Source organism: Mammaliicoccus sp. FSL K6-3158 (assembly GCF_038005105.1).
GTDB classification, from domain to species: domain Bacteria; phylum Bacillota; class Bacilli; order Staphylococcales; family Staphylococcaceae; genus Mammaliicoccus; species Mammaliicoccus sciuri.
Genome location: NZ_JBBOSL010000001.1, coordinates 2,410,881 through 2,429,289, shown reverse-complemented (window position 1 = coordinate 2,429,289; position 18,409 = coordinate 2,410,881). Strand labels below are relative to the sequence as shown.

18 protein-coding genes are annotated in these 18,409 nt (G+C 32.6%); 12 read left to right on the top strand and 6 right to left on the bottom strand.

The features are described 5' to 3' along the window. Positions 1-318: 318 nt before the first annotated feature. Together MHH94_RS12320 and MHH94_RS12315 are read right to left on the bottom strand one after the other, a co-directional pair. On the bottom strand, positions 319-1,461 hold the full coding sequence (locus MHH94_RS12320; protein WP_107616969.1) for an aminotransferase class I/II-fold pyridoxal phosphate-dependent enzyme: 1,143 nt from the start codon (positions 1,459-1,461) through the stop codon (positions 319-321). Beyond that, positions 1,454-2,359 carry a PLP-dependent cysteine synthase family protein gene (locus tag MHH94_RS12315; protein WP_340841280.1) on the bottom strand — a complete coding sequence of 302 codons (906 nt, stop codon included), beginning with the start codon at positions 2,357-2,359 and terminating at the stop codon, positions 1,454-1,456. Before MHH94_RS12315 ends, MHH94_RS12320 begins: the two co-directional genes overlap by 8 nt. Before the next feature lie 217 nt (positions 2,360-2,576). On the opposite strand from MHH94_RS12315, the gene MHH94_RS12310 reads away from it, so the two are divergent. The 4 genes from MHH94_RS12310 (at position 2,577) to mhqD (ending at position 5,280) form a co-directional block, all read left to right on the top strand. Then, a complete protein-coding gene (locus MHH94_RS12310) occupies positions 2,577-3,008 on the top strand; it encodes a MarR family winged helix-turn-helix transcriptional regulator (protein ID WP_048541713.1) in 432 nt (143 codons plus the stop codon). A gap of 72 nt (positions 3,009-3,080) precedes the next feature. Then, positions 3,081-4,043: a ring-cleaving dioxygenase MhqE gene (gene mhqE / locus MHH94_RS12305; RefSeq protein ID WP_048541715.1), complete on the top strand. Its 963-nt coding sequence runs from the start codon at positions 3,081-3,083 to the stop codon at positions 4,041-4,043. 20 nt (positions 4,044-4,063) lie between these two features. Beyond that, positions 4,064-4,669: a flavin reductase family protein gene (locus MHH94_RS12300; protein ID WP_232201953.1), complete on the top strand. Its 606-nt coding sequence runs from the start codon at positions 4,064-4,066 to the stop codon at positions 4,667-4,669. Positions 4,670-4,689: 20 nt separating this feature from the next. Then, positions 4,690-5,280, top strand: coding sequence for a methylhydroquinone degradation carboxylesterase MhqD (gene mhqD / locus MHH94_RS12295; RefSeq protein WP_107609146.1), 591 nt, complete (start codon positions 4,690-4,692; stop codon positions 5,278-5,280). Between the two features lie 228 nt (positions 5,281-5,508). Here the strand turns inward: mhqD and MHH94_RS12290 are convergent, their stop codons facing one another. Beyond that, positions 5,509-6,804, bottom strand: coding sequence for a YhgE/Pip domain-containing protein (locus MHH94_RS12290; RefSeq protein WP_232156739.1), 1,296 nt, complete (start codon positions 6,802-6,804; stop codon positions 5,509-5,511). Positions 6,805-6,963: 159 nt separating this feature from the next. Here MHH94_RS12290 and MHH94_RS12285 point away from each other — a divergent pair, with 159 nt between their 5' ends. Next, complete coding sequence (locus tag MHH94_RS12285) at positions 6,964-7,578, top strand: TetR/AcrR family transcriptional regulator (RefSeq protein ID WP_078355113.1); 615 nt, start codon at positions 6,964-6,966, stop codon at positions 7,576-7,578. 357 nt (positions 7,579-7,935) lie between these two features. On the opposite strand, the gene MHH94_RS12280 is transcribed toward MHH94_RS12285, so the two are convergent. Further along, positions 7,936-8,502 (bottom strand): ATP-dependent Clp protease proteolytic subunit, encoded by a 567-nt coding sequence (locus tag MHH94_RS12280; protein WP_048541725.1) that lies wholly within the window; start codon positions 8,500-8,502, stop codon positions 7,936-7,938. 84 nt (positions 8,503-8,586) lie between these two features. Next, complete coding sequence (merA, locus tag MHH94_RS12275) at positions 8,587-9,909, bottom strand: hypothiocyanous acid reductase MerA (protein ID WP_340841273.1); 1,323 nt, start codon at positions 9,907-9,909, stop codon at positions 8,587-8,589. A 197-nt stretch (positions 9,910-10,106) separates the two neighbouring features. Between merA and MHH94_RS12270 the strand changes: the two genes are divergently transcribed. The 7 genes from MHH94_RS12270 (at position 10,107) to MHH94_RS12240 (ending at position 16,872) form a co-directional block, all read left to right on the top strand. After that, positions 10,107-10,904, top strand: coding sequence for an SDR family oxidoreductase (locus tag MHH94_RS12270; RefSeq protein ID WP_048541729.1), 798 nt, complete (start codon positions 10,107-10,109; stop codon positions 10,902-10,904). A 27-nt stretch (positions 10,905-10,931) separates the two neighbouring features. Then, on the top strand, positions 10,932-12,815 hold the full coding sequence (locus MHH94_RS12265; RefSeq protein ID WP_232156666.1) for a BglG family transcription antiterminator: 1,884 nt from the start codon (positions 10,932-10,934) through the stop codon (positions 12,813-12,815). 2 nt (positions 12,816-12,817) lie between these two features. Then, a complete protein-coding gene (locus MHH94_RS12260) occupies positions 12,818-13,288 on the top strand; it encodes a transcriptional regulator GutM (RefSeq protein ID WP_058592463.1) in 471 nt (156 codons plus the stop codon). Continuing rightward, entirely contained in the window at positions 13,276-13,827 is a 552-nt protein-coding gene (gene srlA, locus MHH94_RS12255) for a PTS glucitol/sorbitol transporter subunit IIC (RefSeq protein ID WP_025905738.1), read from the top strand. Before MHH94_RS12260 ends, srlA begins: the two co-directional genes overlap by 13 nt. An 11-nt stretch (positions 13,828-13,838) precedes the next feature. Beyond that, positions 13,839-14,849: a PTS glucitol/sorbitol transporter subunit IIB gene (gene srlE, locus MHH94_RS12250; RefSeq protein ID WP_107603204.1), complete on the top strand. Its 1,011-nt coding sequence runs from the start codon at positions 13,839-13,841 to the stop codon at positions 14,847-14,849. Between the two features lie 18 nt (positions 14,850-14,867). Continuing rightward, positions 14,868-15,218, top strand: a complete 351-nt coding sequence (locus MHH94_RS12245) for a PTS glucitol/sorbitol transporter subunit IIA (protein WP_078355120.1) — start codon at positions 14,868-14,870, stop codon at positions 15,216-15,218. 235 nt (positions 15,219-15,453) lie between these two features. Next, positions 15,454-16,872 (top strand): MFS transporter, encoded by a 1,419-nt coding sequence (locus MHH94_RS12240; protein WP_058592460.1) that lies wholly within the window; start codon positions 15,454-15,456, stop codon positions 16,870-16,872. Between the two features lie 47 nt (positions 16,873-16,919). Here MHH94_RS12240 and MHH94_RS12235 read toward each other — a convergent pair whose 3' ends face one another. Beyond that, positions 16,920-18,323, bottom strand: a complete 1,404-nt coding sequence (locus MHH94_RS12235) for a DHA2 family efflux MFS transporter permease subunit (RefSeq protein ID WP_107603205.1) — start codon at positions 18,321-18,323, stop codon at positions 16,920-16,922. Positions 18,324-18,409: the final 86 nt, after the last annotated feature.

Here is an 18,409-nt window from a genome sequence, read left to right as displayed (position 1 = left end):
TTGGAGCCGTGAATATTGCAAGTGGAGGGTGACTAGCAATGTTGGAGCCGTGAAAATTGCAAGTGGACCATGACTAGCAACATTGGAGCCGTGAATATTGCAAGTGGGCCATGACAAGCAACATTGGAGGCCTGAATATTGCAAGTGGGCCATGACTAGCAACATAGAACCGTCGTATATTGCAAGACTACCCAAACAAGCAACATACGCTTCCTCAAATACCTCCATCACTCACCAAATACATGCTTCCACCACATCTCAAATATGATAAAAGGCTGAGATAGCGGTCAATTTCCGCTGTCTCAGCCTTTCTTTTTATTATATTTGATTTAATGCTTGGTTTAAGTCTTCTACTAAGTCTTCTGTATCTTCTATACCGATAGATAAACGGATCATGCCGTCTGCGATACCTTCTTTATGACGAATTTCTGCTGGTATTGATGCATGTGTCATAAGACTTGGTACTGAAATTAAACTTTCTACTGCGCCTAAGCTTTCTGCTAATGTGAATAATTTTGTATGTTTAATCACTTCTTTTGCTTTTTCTACATCAGCGACTTCAAATGAAATAATACCTGGGTATCCTGAAGCTTGTTTGAAGTGAATGTCGCGATTCACATGGTCTTCGTTTAATGGGTGAATTGTTTTAACAACATTTTCATGTTTGTTTAATAATGCTACGACTTCTTTAACGTTTCTATTAATTTGTTCTACTCTTAAACCTAATGTTTTGATACCACGTGTTAATAAATAACTATCTTGAGGCCCTAAAATACCACCAGTTGAATTTTGGATGAAACCAATTCTGTCTCCAAGGCTTTCGTTTGCTGTTACAATTAAACCTGAAACAACATCACTATGTCCGCCTAAGTATTTAGTAGCTGAGTGAAGAACAATATCAGCACCTAGGTCTAATGGATTTTGGTAATAAGGTGTCATAAATGTATTATCTACAACAGTTAACATGTCATGTTTTTTAGCAATGTCACTTGCTGCTTTAATATCTGTTACTTGAAGTAACGGATTTGATGGTGTTTCGATAAATAACATTTTAGTTGTGTCTTTAATAGAAGATTCGATATTGCTTACATCAGTTGTATTGATAAAATCAAATTCAATACCGAAGCGAGAGAATACTTTTGTTAATGCGCGGTAAGTACCACCGTATACATCTGAATTAATTAAAATATGGTCACCTTTGTCTAATAACATGATGACTGCTGAGATTGCTGCCATACCAGAACCGAAAGCATAACCATTTGTACCGTGTTCTAAATCCGCAATTAATGTTTCTAATGCCGTACGAGTAGGGTTAGCTGTTCTTGAATATTCATAACCTTGTCTTAAATTTCCGATTCCGTCTTGTTCATAAGTGCTTGTTTGATAAATTGGTGTTGTTACCGCACCTGTATATGCATCTGTTGTTTTACCACCATGGATGAGTAATGTTTTTTTATTCATAATCTTTTCCTCCATAATTAAATATATTTTTAGACATATATCTATCACTGCCATCAGGGAAAATGACGACGATATGTCCTTGTTCGATTTGTTTTGAAAGGTCAATTGCTGCTTGTAATGCTGCGCCTGATGAACTACCAGCAAGAATACCCTCATTTAGTGCAAGACCTGATACATTTGTAAATGCATCTCGATCCGAAATGACTTTAATATCATCGATTAAATCTCGCTTTAGAAATGGTGGCCACTTTTCAACGCCAATACCTTCAGTATCGTGAGCATGCGTTTCGCCACCAGCAAGAATGCTTCCTTCAGGTTCTACAATGATATTTCGTACTTGATGTTCTTTCATGACTGAAGCTATTCCTGTAAAAGTTCCGCCAGAACCAGCGCCAGCAATCAAATGTGTGATGTCTGGACATTGTTCAAGAATTTCTGTCGCTAAAGTATGAATATATGCTTGTGGATTCTCTTCATTTTCAAATTGATTGATATAATAAGCGCCGTATTGTTCAGCGTAGGACTGTGCTTGTTGACGGGCACCTAACATACCTTCAGAACGTGGTGTTCTTCTTACTTCTGCCCCTAAAGCTTTCATGATATTCATTTTTTCTTCAGAAAAGCCTTCAGGTGCAAAGATAACGCAGTTAATATTGTAATGGTTCGCTACGATAGCAAGTCCTATACCTGTGTTACCGGCAGTGGCTTCAACTATCGTATCTCCAGAATGAATATTACCTTCAGCTAGTGCATGTTCTATCAAATGCTTGCCTAGTCGATCTTTAATGCTGCCACCTAAGTTATAACTTTCTAATTTCGCAAATATTTTCACGTTGTCTGTACTGTAATGTTCCAATAAGACAAGTGGTGTATTCCCGATTAAATCGAATGCTTTCATCCCATTACCCCAATATAAATTAATAAATACCTTAGTTTTTCAATAAGAATTATAGGTTAAACATTATTAAAAATCAACTAAATTAAATTTGTTAGAATATTGAAAATATAATAAAAACAAAGTTAGTATATTTTTTATACTCAAAACTGTTGACATTTATTAGTAAGGGCGTTATAGTTATCTCGAAATCGAAATAATATTTGAATAGGTGATGAACATGGATAGAACGAAAGAATCATTAAAAGCGCTAGTAGGTATAAAACGTACAAATGATACGTTAGATCGTATTGTTAAACAAGATATGAAAAACTACGGTTTAAATATTACTGAATTTGCTGTAATGGAACTTTTGTATCATAAAGGTGATCAGCCTATTCAAAAAGTAAAACAACGCATTTTAATCGCAAGCAGCAGTACAACTTACGTCATCGATCAACTTGTTAAGAAAGGATATGTAACACGTCGACAAGATGAGCAAGATAAACGTATTATGTATGCTGTTCTGACTGAAAGTGGCCATGAATTGATGGAACGTATTTTTCCACAACATGCCGAAACAATTGAAAAAGCATTTTCGATATTAGATGACGAAGAGCTTGCGATTTTTCGTAGAGCACTTAAAAAAATAAGCGCAAATTCTACTGAGTAGGGGATAGCGCAAATTTTTTTACAACTTATTATTTCGAATTCGAAATAAAAATAAAGAAAGAAGGAAACTATAATGAGTAAACCAGAACTTATCGGTATCCATCACGTAACTGCAATGACAAATGATGCAGTAAGAAACTATGAATTTTTCACACAAGTACTAGGTATGCGTTTAGTTAAGAAAACAGTAAACCAAGATGATATATATACGTACCATACATTTTTCGCAGATGATCAAGGGTCTCCAGGTACAGACATGACATTCTTTGATTTTCCAAATAACCCGAAAGGTAGTCGTGGTACAAATTCAATTAGCCGTGCAGCATTCAGAGTGCCAAACGATGCAGCGCTTGAATATTATTTAAATCGCTTTGAAGAATTTGGCGTTAAACATGATGGTATCCAAGATCTATTCGGTAAAAAGGTATTACCTTTTGAAGAAGAAGATGGCCAAAGATATCAATTAATTTCAGATGAATTAAATGAAGGTGTTAAACCAGGTACTCCTTGGAAAAATGGTCCAGTACCCGAAGATAAAGCGATTTATGGTTTAGGACCAATTGAAATTACAGTGAGCTATTATGAAGATTTCAAATCTGTACTGAAACAAGTTTACGGTATGAAACCAATTATTGAAGAAGATAACGTAACATTGTTAGAAGTTGGTGAAGGCGGTAACGGTGGTCAAGTTATTTTGAGAAAAGACGACCAAGGTCCTGAAGCAAGACAAGGTTACGGTGAAGTACATCATGTATCATTCAGATTGAAAGACCATGAAGCGATTAAAGCATGGGAAGAAAAATATAACGAACTTCGTATTGGTAACTCAGGTAATGTCGATAGATATTATTTTGAAGCGCTATACGCAAGAATCGGTCATATTCTTATTGAAGTATCAACTGATGGTCCAGGATTTATGGGAGATGAACCTTATGAAACTTTAGGTGAAAGTCTTGCATTACCACCATTCTTAGAAGCAAAACGTGACTACATTGAATCTGAAATTAAAGCTTTTGATACTAGTAGAAAACATTAATAAGAAAAGGTGTGGCTAAGATGAAGGAGATACGACCAGAAGTCTTATCGCAAAAAGAAAACTATAAATTGTTAATAGGATCTATTATTCCTAGACCAATTGCATTAGTAACGACAGAATCAGATGATAACGTATTGAATATAGCGCCGTTTAGCTTTTTCAATGTTGTATCTTCAGACCCACCGATTCTTTCCATTGCAGTACAAAGAGTGAATGGTGAAATGAAAGATACTGCACGAAATATCGTTCAGAATAAAGAAGCGGTCGTGCATATTGTAGATACAGATAATGTGCGTGATGCGAATCAAACAGCAGCTTTGTTAAGTCATGAAGAGAGTGAACTCGAACGTACGAATTTTGAAACAGTAGATTCAGTTGAAGTTTCTGTGAAAGGCTTAAAGCAAAGTAAAGTTCGATTTGAAGCGGTTCTATATGATGATATTGTAATTGAAAAAGACGGACAACCTATTTCAGATTTATTATTGCTAGAAGTGAAGTATTATCATTTTGACGAGCGTATCTATAATGATGGCTATATTAATAAAGAAGAGCTCAATGCGGTAAGTAGACTTGCCGGGAATGATTATGCAGAAATCGGACACACATTCACAATCGAAAGACCATAATATGATGGGAGATAGTAAATATGAAACATATATTTAAACAAGGTGCACAAGGTAAACCAGTATTTCTATTACTTCACGGAACAGGTGGAGATGAAAGAGATTTATTACCATTAGCAGAAATGCTTGATCCGACTTATAGTATTTTGAGTGTTAAAGGTGAAGTATCTGAAAATGGTATGGCTAGATATTTCAAAAGACTCGGAGAAGGGCAATATGACTTAGAAGATTTAGAATATAGAGGACAAGAACTGTATGAATTTATAGAAGGATCATCTAAAGAATATGGCTTTAACTTAGAAGATGTTATTCCAGTAGGATTCTCTAATGGTTCTAATATGGCGATTAATCTCATATTAAGAGAACAAACACCATTTCAAAAAGCATTACTCTTTGCACCACTTTATCCATTAGATTTAGAAAATAATCATAAAGATTTATCTCATTTTAATGTCTTTTTATCAATGGGGGCAAGAGATCCAATCGTTACAAACGCACAAAGCGAGCGCGTGATAGAAATATTTAAAGAACGTAACGCAACAGTGACAGAAGCATGGGTTAACAGTCATGAAATTACGCAAGAAGCGGTACTTAAAGCAAGAGAAATATTATAAAAAGAAGACCAGCTCAACCGAGCTGGTCTTTTCTTGTGTGAGGGGGAGTAGTAGTAGGGAGTGGCTAACGATCAAGAGTAGAAAACAAGATCGTTAGAATTTCTAACGTTCAAAAAAACAAAACAAGATCGTTAGCACGCAAAATCGCAAGGATTCAAAGAGAAAAAATAACATAATAAAAAATCTCATGTGGCAGTGAATGATTCAGTCACATGAGATTTTTATATTTTATGATGGTACTTCTGTTCTTTTTCCGCTATGTTTTCTAAGGATAGCAGCTGATATAGATGATACACCACCGAAGATGATAAAGCCTATAAACATCCACATTGTACTATTAAGTTCGATATCGTGGTGTAAATACAATAGTCCTCTTAATGTTTCTGCATAATGTCTAAATGGATTCCATCCAATCATATAGTCTTGATAAAATTGTGGCAACATTTGTGTTGGTAACATTATGAGTTGCAAACTAAAGAATAACAATACCATAAATAATGGAATAGCTTTGACACCCAACCATGTCATAAATCCTAAGATTAGACTGATGAAAGCAAGGATCGCGATTGAAATATATAAACCTATTTTAATTGGTTCATGAATTGTTACATTTAATACGTGCGTCATAAAGTAAATATATCCAAATCCACCGATTAATGCTGTAACAATAGCGCCGCCTAATTGGCCAAGTGAAGCGATAATTCGGTCTTTAATTGTGATATTATTACTTGTTCTGAATGAGAAGAATAGAACAACTGAGCCAACTAATGATGCTAACCATACTGGTGTGAACATTAAGAGTGGTAAGTTTCCGTTAGCTTGATGTGATTTAACAGCGTTCATGTTTGTTTTATCCACTTTAATTGGATTTGTGATACCTTGAATATCTGAAGCTGAAACGTCGACATCCATTTTATCTAAAGTTTGGATACCTTGTTTAGAAATTTGTGTATTTAGTTGATCGCCGATAGTCGTTAACATTGTATTCGCGAGTTGTGCACCTTGCATGCTTGCACCTTCGTTAACGATAATCTCAACTTGTCCTTGTTTAACTTTAACAGGTTCAACTTTGTTTTGTTCTTGCATTTTTTTAGCTTGTTCAGGTGGAATTTGTCCACTTTCAATTTTTTCTTTCATTTGTGACTGCATTTCTTTAATTTTTGCCTCTTGAACTGTCTTTTGAACTTTACTCATAGAATCTTTTGAAAGATTTTCATCTAAAATTAATGCCCCATAATATTTGTTGTCTTTGAAGCCTTGTTTTAAATCTTTCTTACTATCTACATCTACCCATTCAACTTTGTCTGATAAATCTTTATTGTCTTTAATTTTATCTGCAAAAGTTTTCCCGATATTGACATCTTTGTCTTGCATTGTTGTACCCTTATCTTGATTCACAATTGCAATTGGTACTGATTTAGGTTCTGGATTATATGCTGGAATAAAAGCAATCGCTAATAATAATAGTATGACGATTACTAGAATAGGTGTCATCCAAAAAAGTTTCTTTTTGAAAATATTCATATTTTTTCCTCCTTTATTAATGAACAATGTGTTGATTATTAATAACATTGTTTATTATAATAGAATTTAAGATAGTTACAATCGTCAATTGCTTACGATACGTTTATTAATCAACAAATACATGTAAATTGTTCATTAAAATAAGGAGATTGGTTTAAAATGGCAGAAGATCGACGCGTAAGAAAAAGTAAAAGAGCAATTAAACAAGCTTTTATTCAGTTGTTAACAGAAAATAACCTTGATCGTATTACGATACAACAAATTTCAGATTTAGCAGATGTTAATAGAGGAACCTTTTATTTAAATTATGAAGATAAATATGCATTGTTAGATGAAATGGAAAATGAACAAATTGAAGAAATTAAAGGATATGTAGATATACGGAAGATGGATTTATCCACTAAGACGAGTGATCGTTTTATTGAAGAATTTGCGAATAAAGTCATTAAAAATGTTATTACACATATTGAGCAAAATATGGAATTTTATCAAGTGATTCTGAACTTAGAACGTAAAAGTCAAATCGAAGAACAATTAGCAGATATAGTGAGAAGTAATATTAAGCATTTAATAGGTAATAAGGATAATGTATTTGGCATTCCAGAAAATTACTACTTAAGTTATGTAGTTGGTTCAATGATGTCGATGATCAAATATTGGGTATCAGATGAAAATCGTGTATCTGTAGAAGAACTCGTAAATTATGTCTCAACAATCGCATCAACTGGACCATTGTCTATTATGAAACGTATGGTAGATGAGAATATTAAGTAATATAGAAGAAAATAATCATGAGATGAATATAATCGGTAGATGGTAGAGAATCTACTGGATTGTGCGCACGAAGACTGAGAGATATCGTGCGCTAGGGTACAAAATATGGGCATAACGCACGAAGACTGAGAGATATCGTGCGCTGGGGTACAAAATATGGGCATAACGCACGAAGACTAAGAGATATCGTGCGCTAGGGTACAAAATAGAGGCATAACGCACGAAGACTAAGAGATATCGTGCGCTAAGGTACAAAATAGAGACATATCGCACAGTCATCCACTCAATACAATCCATTCACATTATATGAATATAGAAAAGGCAGGGGCTATCTTAGCCCCTGCCTTTCTTATTTCTTTATTTTATTTCATCGCGAGATTTAATGATTTTATTGATAAACCCATAGTCTTTTGCTTCTTGTGTGCTTAACCAGTAGTCACGGCCAGTGTCTTTTTCTACTTTTTCAATATCTTGGCCAGTTTCTCTTGCGATTAATTCATTAATTTTATGTCTTGTACGAATAATTTCTTTAGCTGTGATTTCCATTTCAACAGATTGACCTTGTACACCGCCAGAAGGCTGATGAATCATGAATCTTGTATTAGGTAAACTGTAGCGATTTTCTTTTTTGCCAGCTAAATAAATAATAACGCCCGCACTTACTACCCAACCAGAACCGATAATATTAACTTCTGGTTTAACGAAATTAATCATATCATGAATGTAATAACCTGAATCTACATGACCGCCTTGGCTTGAAATAAATAGATTAATAGGTTCATCACTCATTGCTTCTAATAGTAATAGTTGATTACCGACTTCTTTTGCCACTTTATCATTGATTTCCCCGGTAATAATAACAGTACGTGTTTCTAATAATTTTTCAGTAAGTATATCTTTTTCGTTATGTTTTTCTTCAGACATGAAATCACTCCTATAATGATTGATAATACTATTGTGAACGAGTGCGATTTTGATTTCAAATAATTTGACCTATTTTGACTAAATTTAAATATTAAATAAATCGTTAAATGATTCTGACATTGTAGGGTGCGTATATATGTTATCTCTTAAAATGGTATATGGAATTTGTTGATCCATTGCAAGTTTCAGAATGTTAATCAATTCTTCAGATTCTTTACCATAAAGACTTCCACCTAGAATGAGCTGACTATCAGCATCTACAACAACTTTAAATAAACCTCTGTCATCATGATTAATTTTATGGCGAGGGATATTCTTCACTTCAATTTGACCTTCTAAAATATTGTGACCATTTTTCTTAGCTTTACTTGCAGTGTAGCCAATTCTTGAAAGTGGAGGATCTAGAAATACTGTGTAAGGCACATATCCTCTATTTTCTGTTGTGCGGTGCTGTTTGCCAACTAAATGGTCTTTAACAATACGGTAATCGTCTAATGAAATATAAGTAAATTGAGGACCGCCTTTAACATCTCCGACAGCATAAATATGGTCTACAGAAGTTTGTAGATGTTCATTAACTTTAATTTCACCTTTATCTCCAAGTTCGATATCTGTATTTTCTAAAGCTAAATCAGTATTAGGCACACGACCAGTCGCAAGTAATACCGCATCCCCAGTTATATCGCCTTGAGAAGTATGCACAACAGGACGATTTTTTTCAGTAGAGAAGGCTGTTACTTCAGCTTCATCAATAAATTCAATATCTTGACGGACGATTTCGTCATAAATAAGAGAAGCAATATCTTTATCTTCAGTTACTAATACATGCTTACGAGGATGGACGATTTTAATTTTACTGCCCAATCTTGAAAAGATTGTCGCAAATTCTAATGCAATATAACCAGCACCAATAATGACAAGTGTTTCAGGTAAGTGATCTAATGACATTATGCCTTTAGAATCATAAATATTTTCAGTAGTCTCAATACCTTCTATTTCTGGAATATTTGAACGCGTACCCGTATTAATGATAATCTTATCCGCTTGAATCGTTTCAACTGTTTCATTAGATTCATTTAAAAGTAATACCGTATGGTTATCTTTAAAATGTGCTTTATAAGTGTACACTTCGATATTGTCATCAGAATTAAGATTGTTAAAATTCTTCTTATTTAAAGCAGCAACGACATCTTTCTTACGATTCATCGCTTCAGAAAACGAATGATGTTCCAGGCTTTCATGGAGTAATGTCTTACTCGGAATACAACCAACATTTATACAAGTTCCGCCATACATATTTGAATTTTGTTCAATAACCGCGACCTTCTGACCTTGCCCTGCAAAATCTTTAGCAAGTGTCTTACCAGCCTTACCAAAACCAATAATCAACATATCAAATCGTTTCATTTACAAAACCTCCATTTGTGATGATTTATGTTTAGTATAACGTTTTTAGGAATGTAAATCTGTGTAAGATGCTTCAATATGAGATAACAAAACTTCTATTATTTTAACGTTTTCAAATTTATGCATAAAAATCCAAATTAATTATGAAAGCGTTTAATACTATAATGAATTTACAAATTACATAGGAGGCAAAAGATATGTCTAATAATTGGTTAGAGATAGAACGTAAAGTCATAATTGTTACAGGTGGAACATCTGGAATCGGTAGACAGATTGTGAATTCTCTATTAGAAAATGGTGCAATTGTATATAATGTAGATTTAAAAGATAATCCAATTGATAATGAACATTATTATTTTATTCAAACGGATGTTACAGATGAAGAGGCGGTTCAAAGTACAGTTAGTCAAATTTTAGAAGAGCAATCTCAAATTGATGTACTCGTTAATAATGCAGGCATAAACTTACCTAGATTATTAGTGGATGTTAAAGGTGAAAAACCAGAATACGAAATAAATATGAAAGATTTAGATTTAATGTTTGGTGTGAATTTAAAAGGACCCATATTATTTAGCCAAGAAGTAGGTAGACAATTCGTCAAAAATAATAAAGGCATTATTGTTAATATTGCGAGTGAAGCTGGTCAAGAAGGCTCAGAAGGTCAAAGTATATATTCTGCTACAAAAGCCGCATTAATCGGATTTACAAGAAGTTGGGCTAAAGAATTAGGTAAATATAATATTAAAGTTGTAGCAATTGCTCCAGGAATATTAGAAGAAACTGGATTACGAACTAAACAATATGAGGAAGCATTAGCTTATAGTAGAAATACAACTGTCGATAAGCTTAATGGTGATTATTCAAAATCTATACCGTTAAGAAGAGTTGGAGAATTAAAAGAAGTAGCTGATTTAGTTTGTTATTTAAGCTCAGATAAATCGAGCTATATTACGGGAACAACAATTAACATTTCTGGTGGTAAATCAAGAGGTTAAATTAAGAGATAGAAAGGTGGGGAAGTTATGTTATTGAATAAAAAACATTTATTAGTAATAGAAGTATTGCAGAAAGAACATATATCAACTGATAAACTTGCCCACCAACTTTCTATATCTCAAAGAACCTTATCTAACTATATTAATCAATTACTTACACATTTTGGTGGCTCAATTAGTATTATTAAAGATCACCATGAAATATCGATGATTGTATTAGATGAATCAGTATTCTTTAATATTTTACAAAAACTAAAAAATAATATAAATAAAAGCATTCATGAAGTAGAAGCTAGAGAGGAAAGTGTTTTTAATTATTTATTGAATAATGGTATTTGCACAATCGATGATATTGCTGAAGAGCTATATTTGAGTAAAAGTATCGTTAATAATACTTTGATAGAAATAAAAAATATATTAAAAAATTACAAAGTTGAAATTAAAGGTACTCAAAATGTAGGACTCAGAATCGAAGGTACTGAAATTGAAATAAGGAAAGTATTGATTGAATGTTTTCCAAATCAATACAAAAGTACTATTTTACCAGAACGTATAAATGAAATATTAAAAAATATTCAAGAGAAGTTTAACTTAGACGCTACTAGTTATAGAAGGTTAAGACTTTCTATACAGGTCATATTAACTAGGTTAGACGAAGGATTTAATATTCAACAAAATGTTCAAATAGACGAGAGAGTTTATGATTCGGAAGACTTCAAAGTTGTTAGTGATATAAAGGATTATATTGAGAAGCATTATGAAGTTGTATTTCCAAATTTAGAAATTTTACTAATCGTTTTTCAAATTATAGGTAGGAGAGCTTCAATTATTGATGAAATGATAAATGAACAAGATCAGACAATACTTAATAGTATTATTGAAAATACTATTAAAGACATTAACTTTTACTACACTATAAAAATAGATGAGCAACTGTTCAGTAATGATATAAAACTCCATATCAAATATCTTATTAATAGACTCATATTCGAAATTAATATTCATAATGATTTAATAGATGAGGTTAAAAAGAGATATCCATTTGCTTATGAATTATCAAAGGTACTTGCAGAAAATATTGAAAAAGAATTAGATATAGAAGTTCCTTTAAATGAACTTGGATTTTTATCAATTTATTTTAGTGTTTACTTGCAGCAATTAGAACAAAAGTTAAAAGAAATAAAGACGATTGCGTTTATAACAGACCAGGGATTAAGTAGTGGAAAATTGGTCACAGTTCAACTAGAAAGAATCTTTGGTAAAGATATTCAAGTGAAAGTAATAAATGAAAATCAAATTCAATTGAATGATATAGATCAATTTGATTTAGTAGTTTCAACAATAAAAAGTAATAGATTATTTAATAAAATTATATATGTAGACAATATTTTAGATGAGCAAGCTTTGAAACTTAAGATAGAGCAGTTTCTAATATATAAAGATGTTAATAATCGCCAATTATTTAATAATAGTATTTTAGTTGATTTTATAAATGAGTCTGATGTTTATCATATTAGTAAAAGAATGAACTACAAAGATGTCATTCGCTATTTATCACTTGAAATGATTGATGAAGAGAAAGTAGATTCTAGCTTTTCGAATAGAATCCTAGAAAGAGAAGATAATAAATCTACCATAACTGGTTTATTAGGCTTCCCTCATACTAGCCACAGTCTAAATGATATATGGGTGAAGTTTTGTATATTAGATGAACCTCTATTAGATTATGAAAATGTAAAAATTATTGTAATGGTAGCAACACCAGAAAATGAAGGTAATGAAGCGGTACTAATTCGGTTATATGAAGAAATATTAGCAATTACAGCTAACAGTTATATCATTGAAAAAATCAATTGTGATACGGATTATATATCGCTTGCACATATACTAAATAAAGAAATCGGAGGTTAGTTATGTTTTTTATTATATTGATTATCATGTTAGCTGTTGGATTTGTAATTCAGTATTTATTAGGACTACTTCAAATTAAAAATTTTACAAAGCATTATACAAATATGCGTGAAAAAGGGCGTGTAGCAATAGGTAGAAGACCAGCAATTTTTAAAGCTGGGACACTCGTTTTACTACAAATAAATAATCGAAATGAAATAGTAGAAGCGAGATATATGCAAGGGGTAACCGTATTTTCTAAATTTAAAAAATTAAAAGGTTTAGATGGTTCTAAAATCAATAAATTAAGAGATACAGACTTGAAAAAATATAACAAGTTGTTAATTAAAGCAATATTGGACGCACAACATACATTTAACGTCATTCAATCAGGAGGAGAAATTGAGAAGATACCATCTCCAATGATAAAGGCAGTTAAAAAAATAAATGGAATGTTTAAAAAAGAAGGGAGTAAATCAACATGGACTTCATAGTTAAGTTAGCTGAAGGATTTATTAAGTTATTTCAAACAGGTGCAGATACATTTATAGACTGGATGACAACAATTGTACCACTCGTTCTGATGTTATTAATTGCAATGAATACTTTAATTCAATTAATCGGGGAGCACCGCATTAATATTATTGCTCAAAAATCATCTAAAAACCCATTATTAAGATATTTGGTATTACCATTCCTAGGATCGTTTATGTTAGCAAATCCAATGGTACATTCGCTCGGTAGATTTATGCCTGAAAAATATAAACCAAGTTATTTTGCTTCAGCTGCACAATTTGCACATACAAGTAATGGTATTTTCCCACATATAAACCCAGCAGAGTTATTTATTTTTATGGGGATTGCAAATGGTATTCAACAGTTGGGATTACCAATGACAGATTTAGCAGTTAGATATTTACTAGTTGGTCTTGTTATGAACTTTATTGGTGGATGGGTAACAGACTTTACAACAAGTTATGTTGAGAAACAACAAAAAGTTAAATTAAGTACTGAAGTTAAACTTGAAGGGTGAGGTGACATAAAATGAGTCAAAAAGCTAAAATTGTAAAAGGTTCAGGTGGATTTGGCGGACCATTAGAAATAGGTATTGAAGGTAAAAAAGATAAAGTTATGTATGTTACTGGTGGTCATAAACCAGATATCGTTGATAAAATTTGTGAAATAACTGGAGGAACACCAGTTAATGGTTTTGAAACATCAGTACCTGAAGATGAGATCATGGTTGCTGTAATTGATTGTGGTGGAACTTTGAGATGTGGTATATATCCTCAAAAAGGTATCCCTACAATAAATATAATGGCAACTGGTAAAAGTGGTCCATTAAGACAATATATTACTGAAGAAATTTATGTTTCTAACGTGGATGTTAATCAAGTGACAGTAGCTGGAGAAAATAATTCTACTGGTAATCGTACTGACTCTAACAATTCTGCAGATACTTCAGAAGAAAAAACGACTTATTCTAAGAATAAAAAAATTATGGAAACAAGAGCAGAGCAAGAGAATAAATCACTTTTAACTAAAATTGGCTTAGGTGCAGGTAAAGTAATCAATACTTTCTACCAAGCTGCACGCGATGCAGTAGAAACGATGTTACATACAATTATTCCATTTATGGGATTTGTAGCTTTGCTAATTGGTATTATTCAAGGATCAGGAATTGGAGATTTATTTGCTAAATTCATGTCACCATTAGCAGGTAATATTTGGGGATTATTAGCTATTGGACTTATATGTTCATTACCATTCTTAAGTCCATTATTAGGACCTGGTGGCGTTATCGGTCAAGTATTAGGAACACTTATTGGTGTTGAAATTGGTAAAGGTAACATCCCTCCTCATTTAGCATTACCAGCATTATTTGCAATAAATACACAAAATGCTGCAGACTTTATTCCGGTTGGTTTAGGTTTAGCAGAAGCAGAAACTAAAACGATTGAAGTTGGTGTGCCATCTGTTCTATATTCAAGGTTCTTAAACGGTGTACCTAGGGTGTTCGTCGCCTGGTTAGCAAGCTTCGGTTTATATAAATAATTAAGGAGAGTAAATGATATGTATCAAACAGAGATTAAAAAAATAGGAAAAGATGCTAATGCATTTGAAGCAGAAAAGATGATTATATTATTCGGTGATAACGCACCAGATGAATTAGTAGATTTTTGTTACATTATTGATATTAATCGAGTTGAAAATGAGATTACTGAATCAAACAAATTAGTTATTGATGGAACAGAATATGGAATTACAAAAGTCGGTTCTGCAGTAAATAAAAATTTAAATGATTTAGGGCATATTACTTTAAAATTTGATGGAAGTACAAATGCAGAACAATCTGGATCATTATATTTAGAAGACAAACCACTTGTTTCACTTCAAGTCGGTTCAAAGATTGAAATCATGTAAAATAACTTGAACAGAAAAAAGCTTTGAAATCAGTTTTTTTCTGTTTTTTTATAAAATCATCCAAGAAATATGAGTAATATTACAAAATTGGTCGACCACTTATAAGGCTACTAAACTTATGTGTTTGTGGTGGTTTTCACAAAAGTGAACGCTCAACAAAGTGTAAAATTACAGTTGTGCTTATTTTTCAATATGGTAGTATACATAACTATATTGAAAGGGTGTTTATAAAAACATGAAATTCAACAAGAATAAAATAAATGTTGTAGATATGAAACAAACTAAAAAAAGTGTTTATGCTACAGGTATTGGTAATGCTATGGAATGGTTTGACTTTGGTCTTTATTCTTATTTAGCAATTATCATTAGTAAGAATTTCTTTACATCAGTTGAAAATGATGAACTGAAATTAGTCTTTACTTTCGCTACATTTGCGATTGCGTTCTTAATGAGACCTCTTGGTGGTATTATATTTGGTAGAATCGGAGATAAACTTGGCCGAAAAACTGTTCTTACAACTACTATCGTATTGATGGCAGCTTCAACGTTATTAATTGGATTATTGCCTACTTATGATCAAATAGGTATTTGGGCACCAATTTTATTATTACTAGCGAGAATTATTCAAGGGTTCTCAACTGGTGGGGAATATGCAGGTGCAATGGTATATATTGCAGAATCTTCTCCAGACAATAGAAGAAGTGCTTTAGGTAGTGGATTAGAAATTGGTACTTTAGGTGGCTATATTTTAGCTTCGTTATTAGCAAGTGGATTATTTATTGGTTTATCAGATGCACAAATGCAAGCATGGGGTTGGAGAATTCCATTCATTCTAGGTGCACCACTTGGTTTAGTTGGACTTTATTTAAGAAGACATTTAGATGAAACACCAATTTTTGAAAATGATATTTCTGAGAATGATGAAAAACCAGAACCATTCATTTCAATTATTCAAAATCACAAAAAAGATATTATCGTTTGCTTTATAGCAGTTGCGTTCTTTAATATTACAAACTACATGTTACTTTCATATATGCCGTCATACTTGGACGAAGTAATTGGTATTTCAACAACAGTTAGTACCATCCTTATTACAAGTGTTATGGTTATTATGGTGCCATTAGCATTTATATTTGGTCGTTTAAGTGACAAAATCGGTAACAAAAAAGTTGTGTTATTCGGTACATTTGGTTTAACAGCATTTTCAATGCTAGGGTTCTATTTCATAGGACTTAACCAATTAATGTTTATTTCATTAGGTATCTTTATTCTTGGCTTCTTCTTATCAACATATGAAGGTGCAATGCCAAGTTTATTACCAAGTATTTTCTATACAGATGTTCGTTACCGTACATTAGCCGTTACATTTAATGTATCTGTTTCAATATTTGGTGGTACAACACCATTAGTTTCAACATGGTTAGTGCATGTCACACAAAATCCATTAGCACCAGCTTATTATTTAACAGCTGTAAGTGTTATAGGATTTGTAACGATACTATTCCTGTTTGAAACAACATCAGGCAAAGCATTAAAAGGATCATATCCAACAGTATCTTCTAAAAAAGATTACGAACATGTCGTTAAAAATCCTGAAGATGCATTATGGTGGACAGAACAAGAATTACAAAAAGGTAAAGTAAAAGCAGATTAAGGTAGATATTAAGAAAGCCGAAGACGTTTGTGACGTCTTCGGCTTTCTTAATGTTTGCTTTTAACAAATAATGATGTAATGAGTCCTAATGCTGCAACTGTACTTATAAAATAAAATACAAATTGTACAGCATGTGCTATTATTTCTCTTCCATTTAAATCACTTGAGCTACCTGTCACTTGTTGTTGTCCGATAGTATACAGTGTTATAGCTAGTGCGGTACCAGCAGAACCTGCAACTTGCATTAATGTATTCATAGCGGCTGAACCATCTGCGTACAAGTTTGGCGGTAGTTGGTTAAGACCATTCGTTTGAGCGGGCATCATAACCATCGTTACACCTAGAAATAAGACGATGAATAAGCAAATGATTACCCAGACAGGTGTTGATGATGAGAGTACGATTGTAAATCCAATACTCGAAATTAATATTAATAAAAATCCAGATATACCAAAATATCTTGCGCCGTATTTATCAAACATTGTTCCGATAATTGGAGATAAAACAAAGTTTGTTGCGTTTCCTGGTAATAGAACTAAACCAGCGAGTGCAGCTGATAAAAGTAGGCTACCTTTTAAATAAATAGGTAATAAAATAGCTGTTGATAATATAACCAACATTAATAAGAAAATCATTATGACACCTAACGTAAACATCGGATGTTTAAAGACCGATAGATTTAACATAGGTTCTTTCATATTTAATTGTCTCATACAGAAAAGTATTAATGCTATTATCGCAATGATAAGTGGTAACCATACGATAGGAGAACTGATTGAAATTTCTGCCATCGTACTTAATGCGTAAATTAATCCTGCAAATCCAATGGTTGATAAAATGATAGATATAAAGTCGATTTTTGGTTTCGTAATTTCTGAGACATTACTAATTTTAACGTATGCGAAAATGGATAAAACGATATAAAATAATGCGCTAAACCAAAAAATAAAATGCCAACTTAATGTTGATATAATAATCCCTGAAAGCGTTGGTCCGATAGCTGGTGCTAGCGTAATAACTAAGCCCATTATACCCATTACGATACCACGCTTATTGATTGGGAATATTGTGAGCATAACGGTCATCATAACAGGAAGGATAATACCTGTTCCAATAGCTTGAATGAGACGCCCAATCATCAATATGGCAAAGATAGGTGAATTGGCCGCAAACAAAGTACCTATTAATGAAATAATAAATCCACCTAAAACAAGCTGACGTGTTGTAAACCAACGAGTTAAATAGGCGGAAATTGGAACGAGTATAGCAAGGACTAATAGATAACCAGTTGTTAACCATTGAGCTAATGGTGCACTTATACGATAATCTTCCATAACATTTGTTAAACCCATGTTTAATGCTGTTTCTCCAAATAAGCCTATAAATGCACCTAACATTAATATTAAAGCCATTGCTTTTGGACTTTTAACTTCTACTTCTGCTTTGTTCATGAATTCTTTAATCTCCTTCTACTAGTGAATACACGATTAATGTGTATTAATATTTTGCTGAGAGCGTATGCAACTAGCAAAAGCAT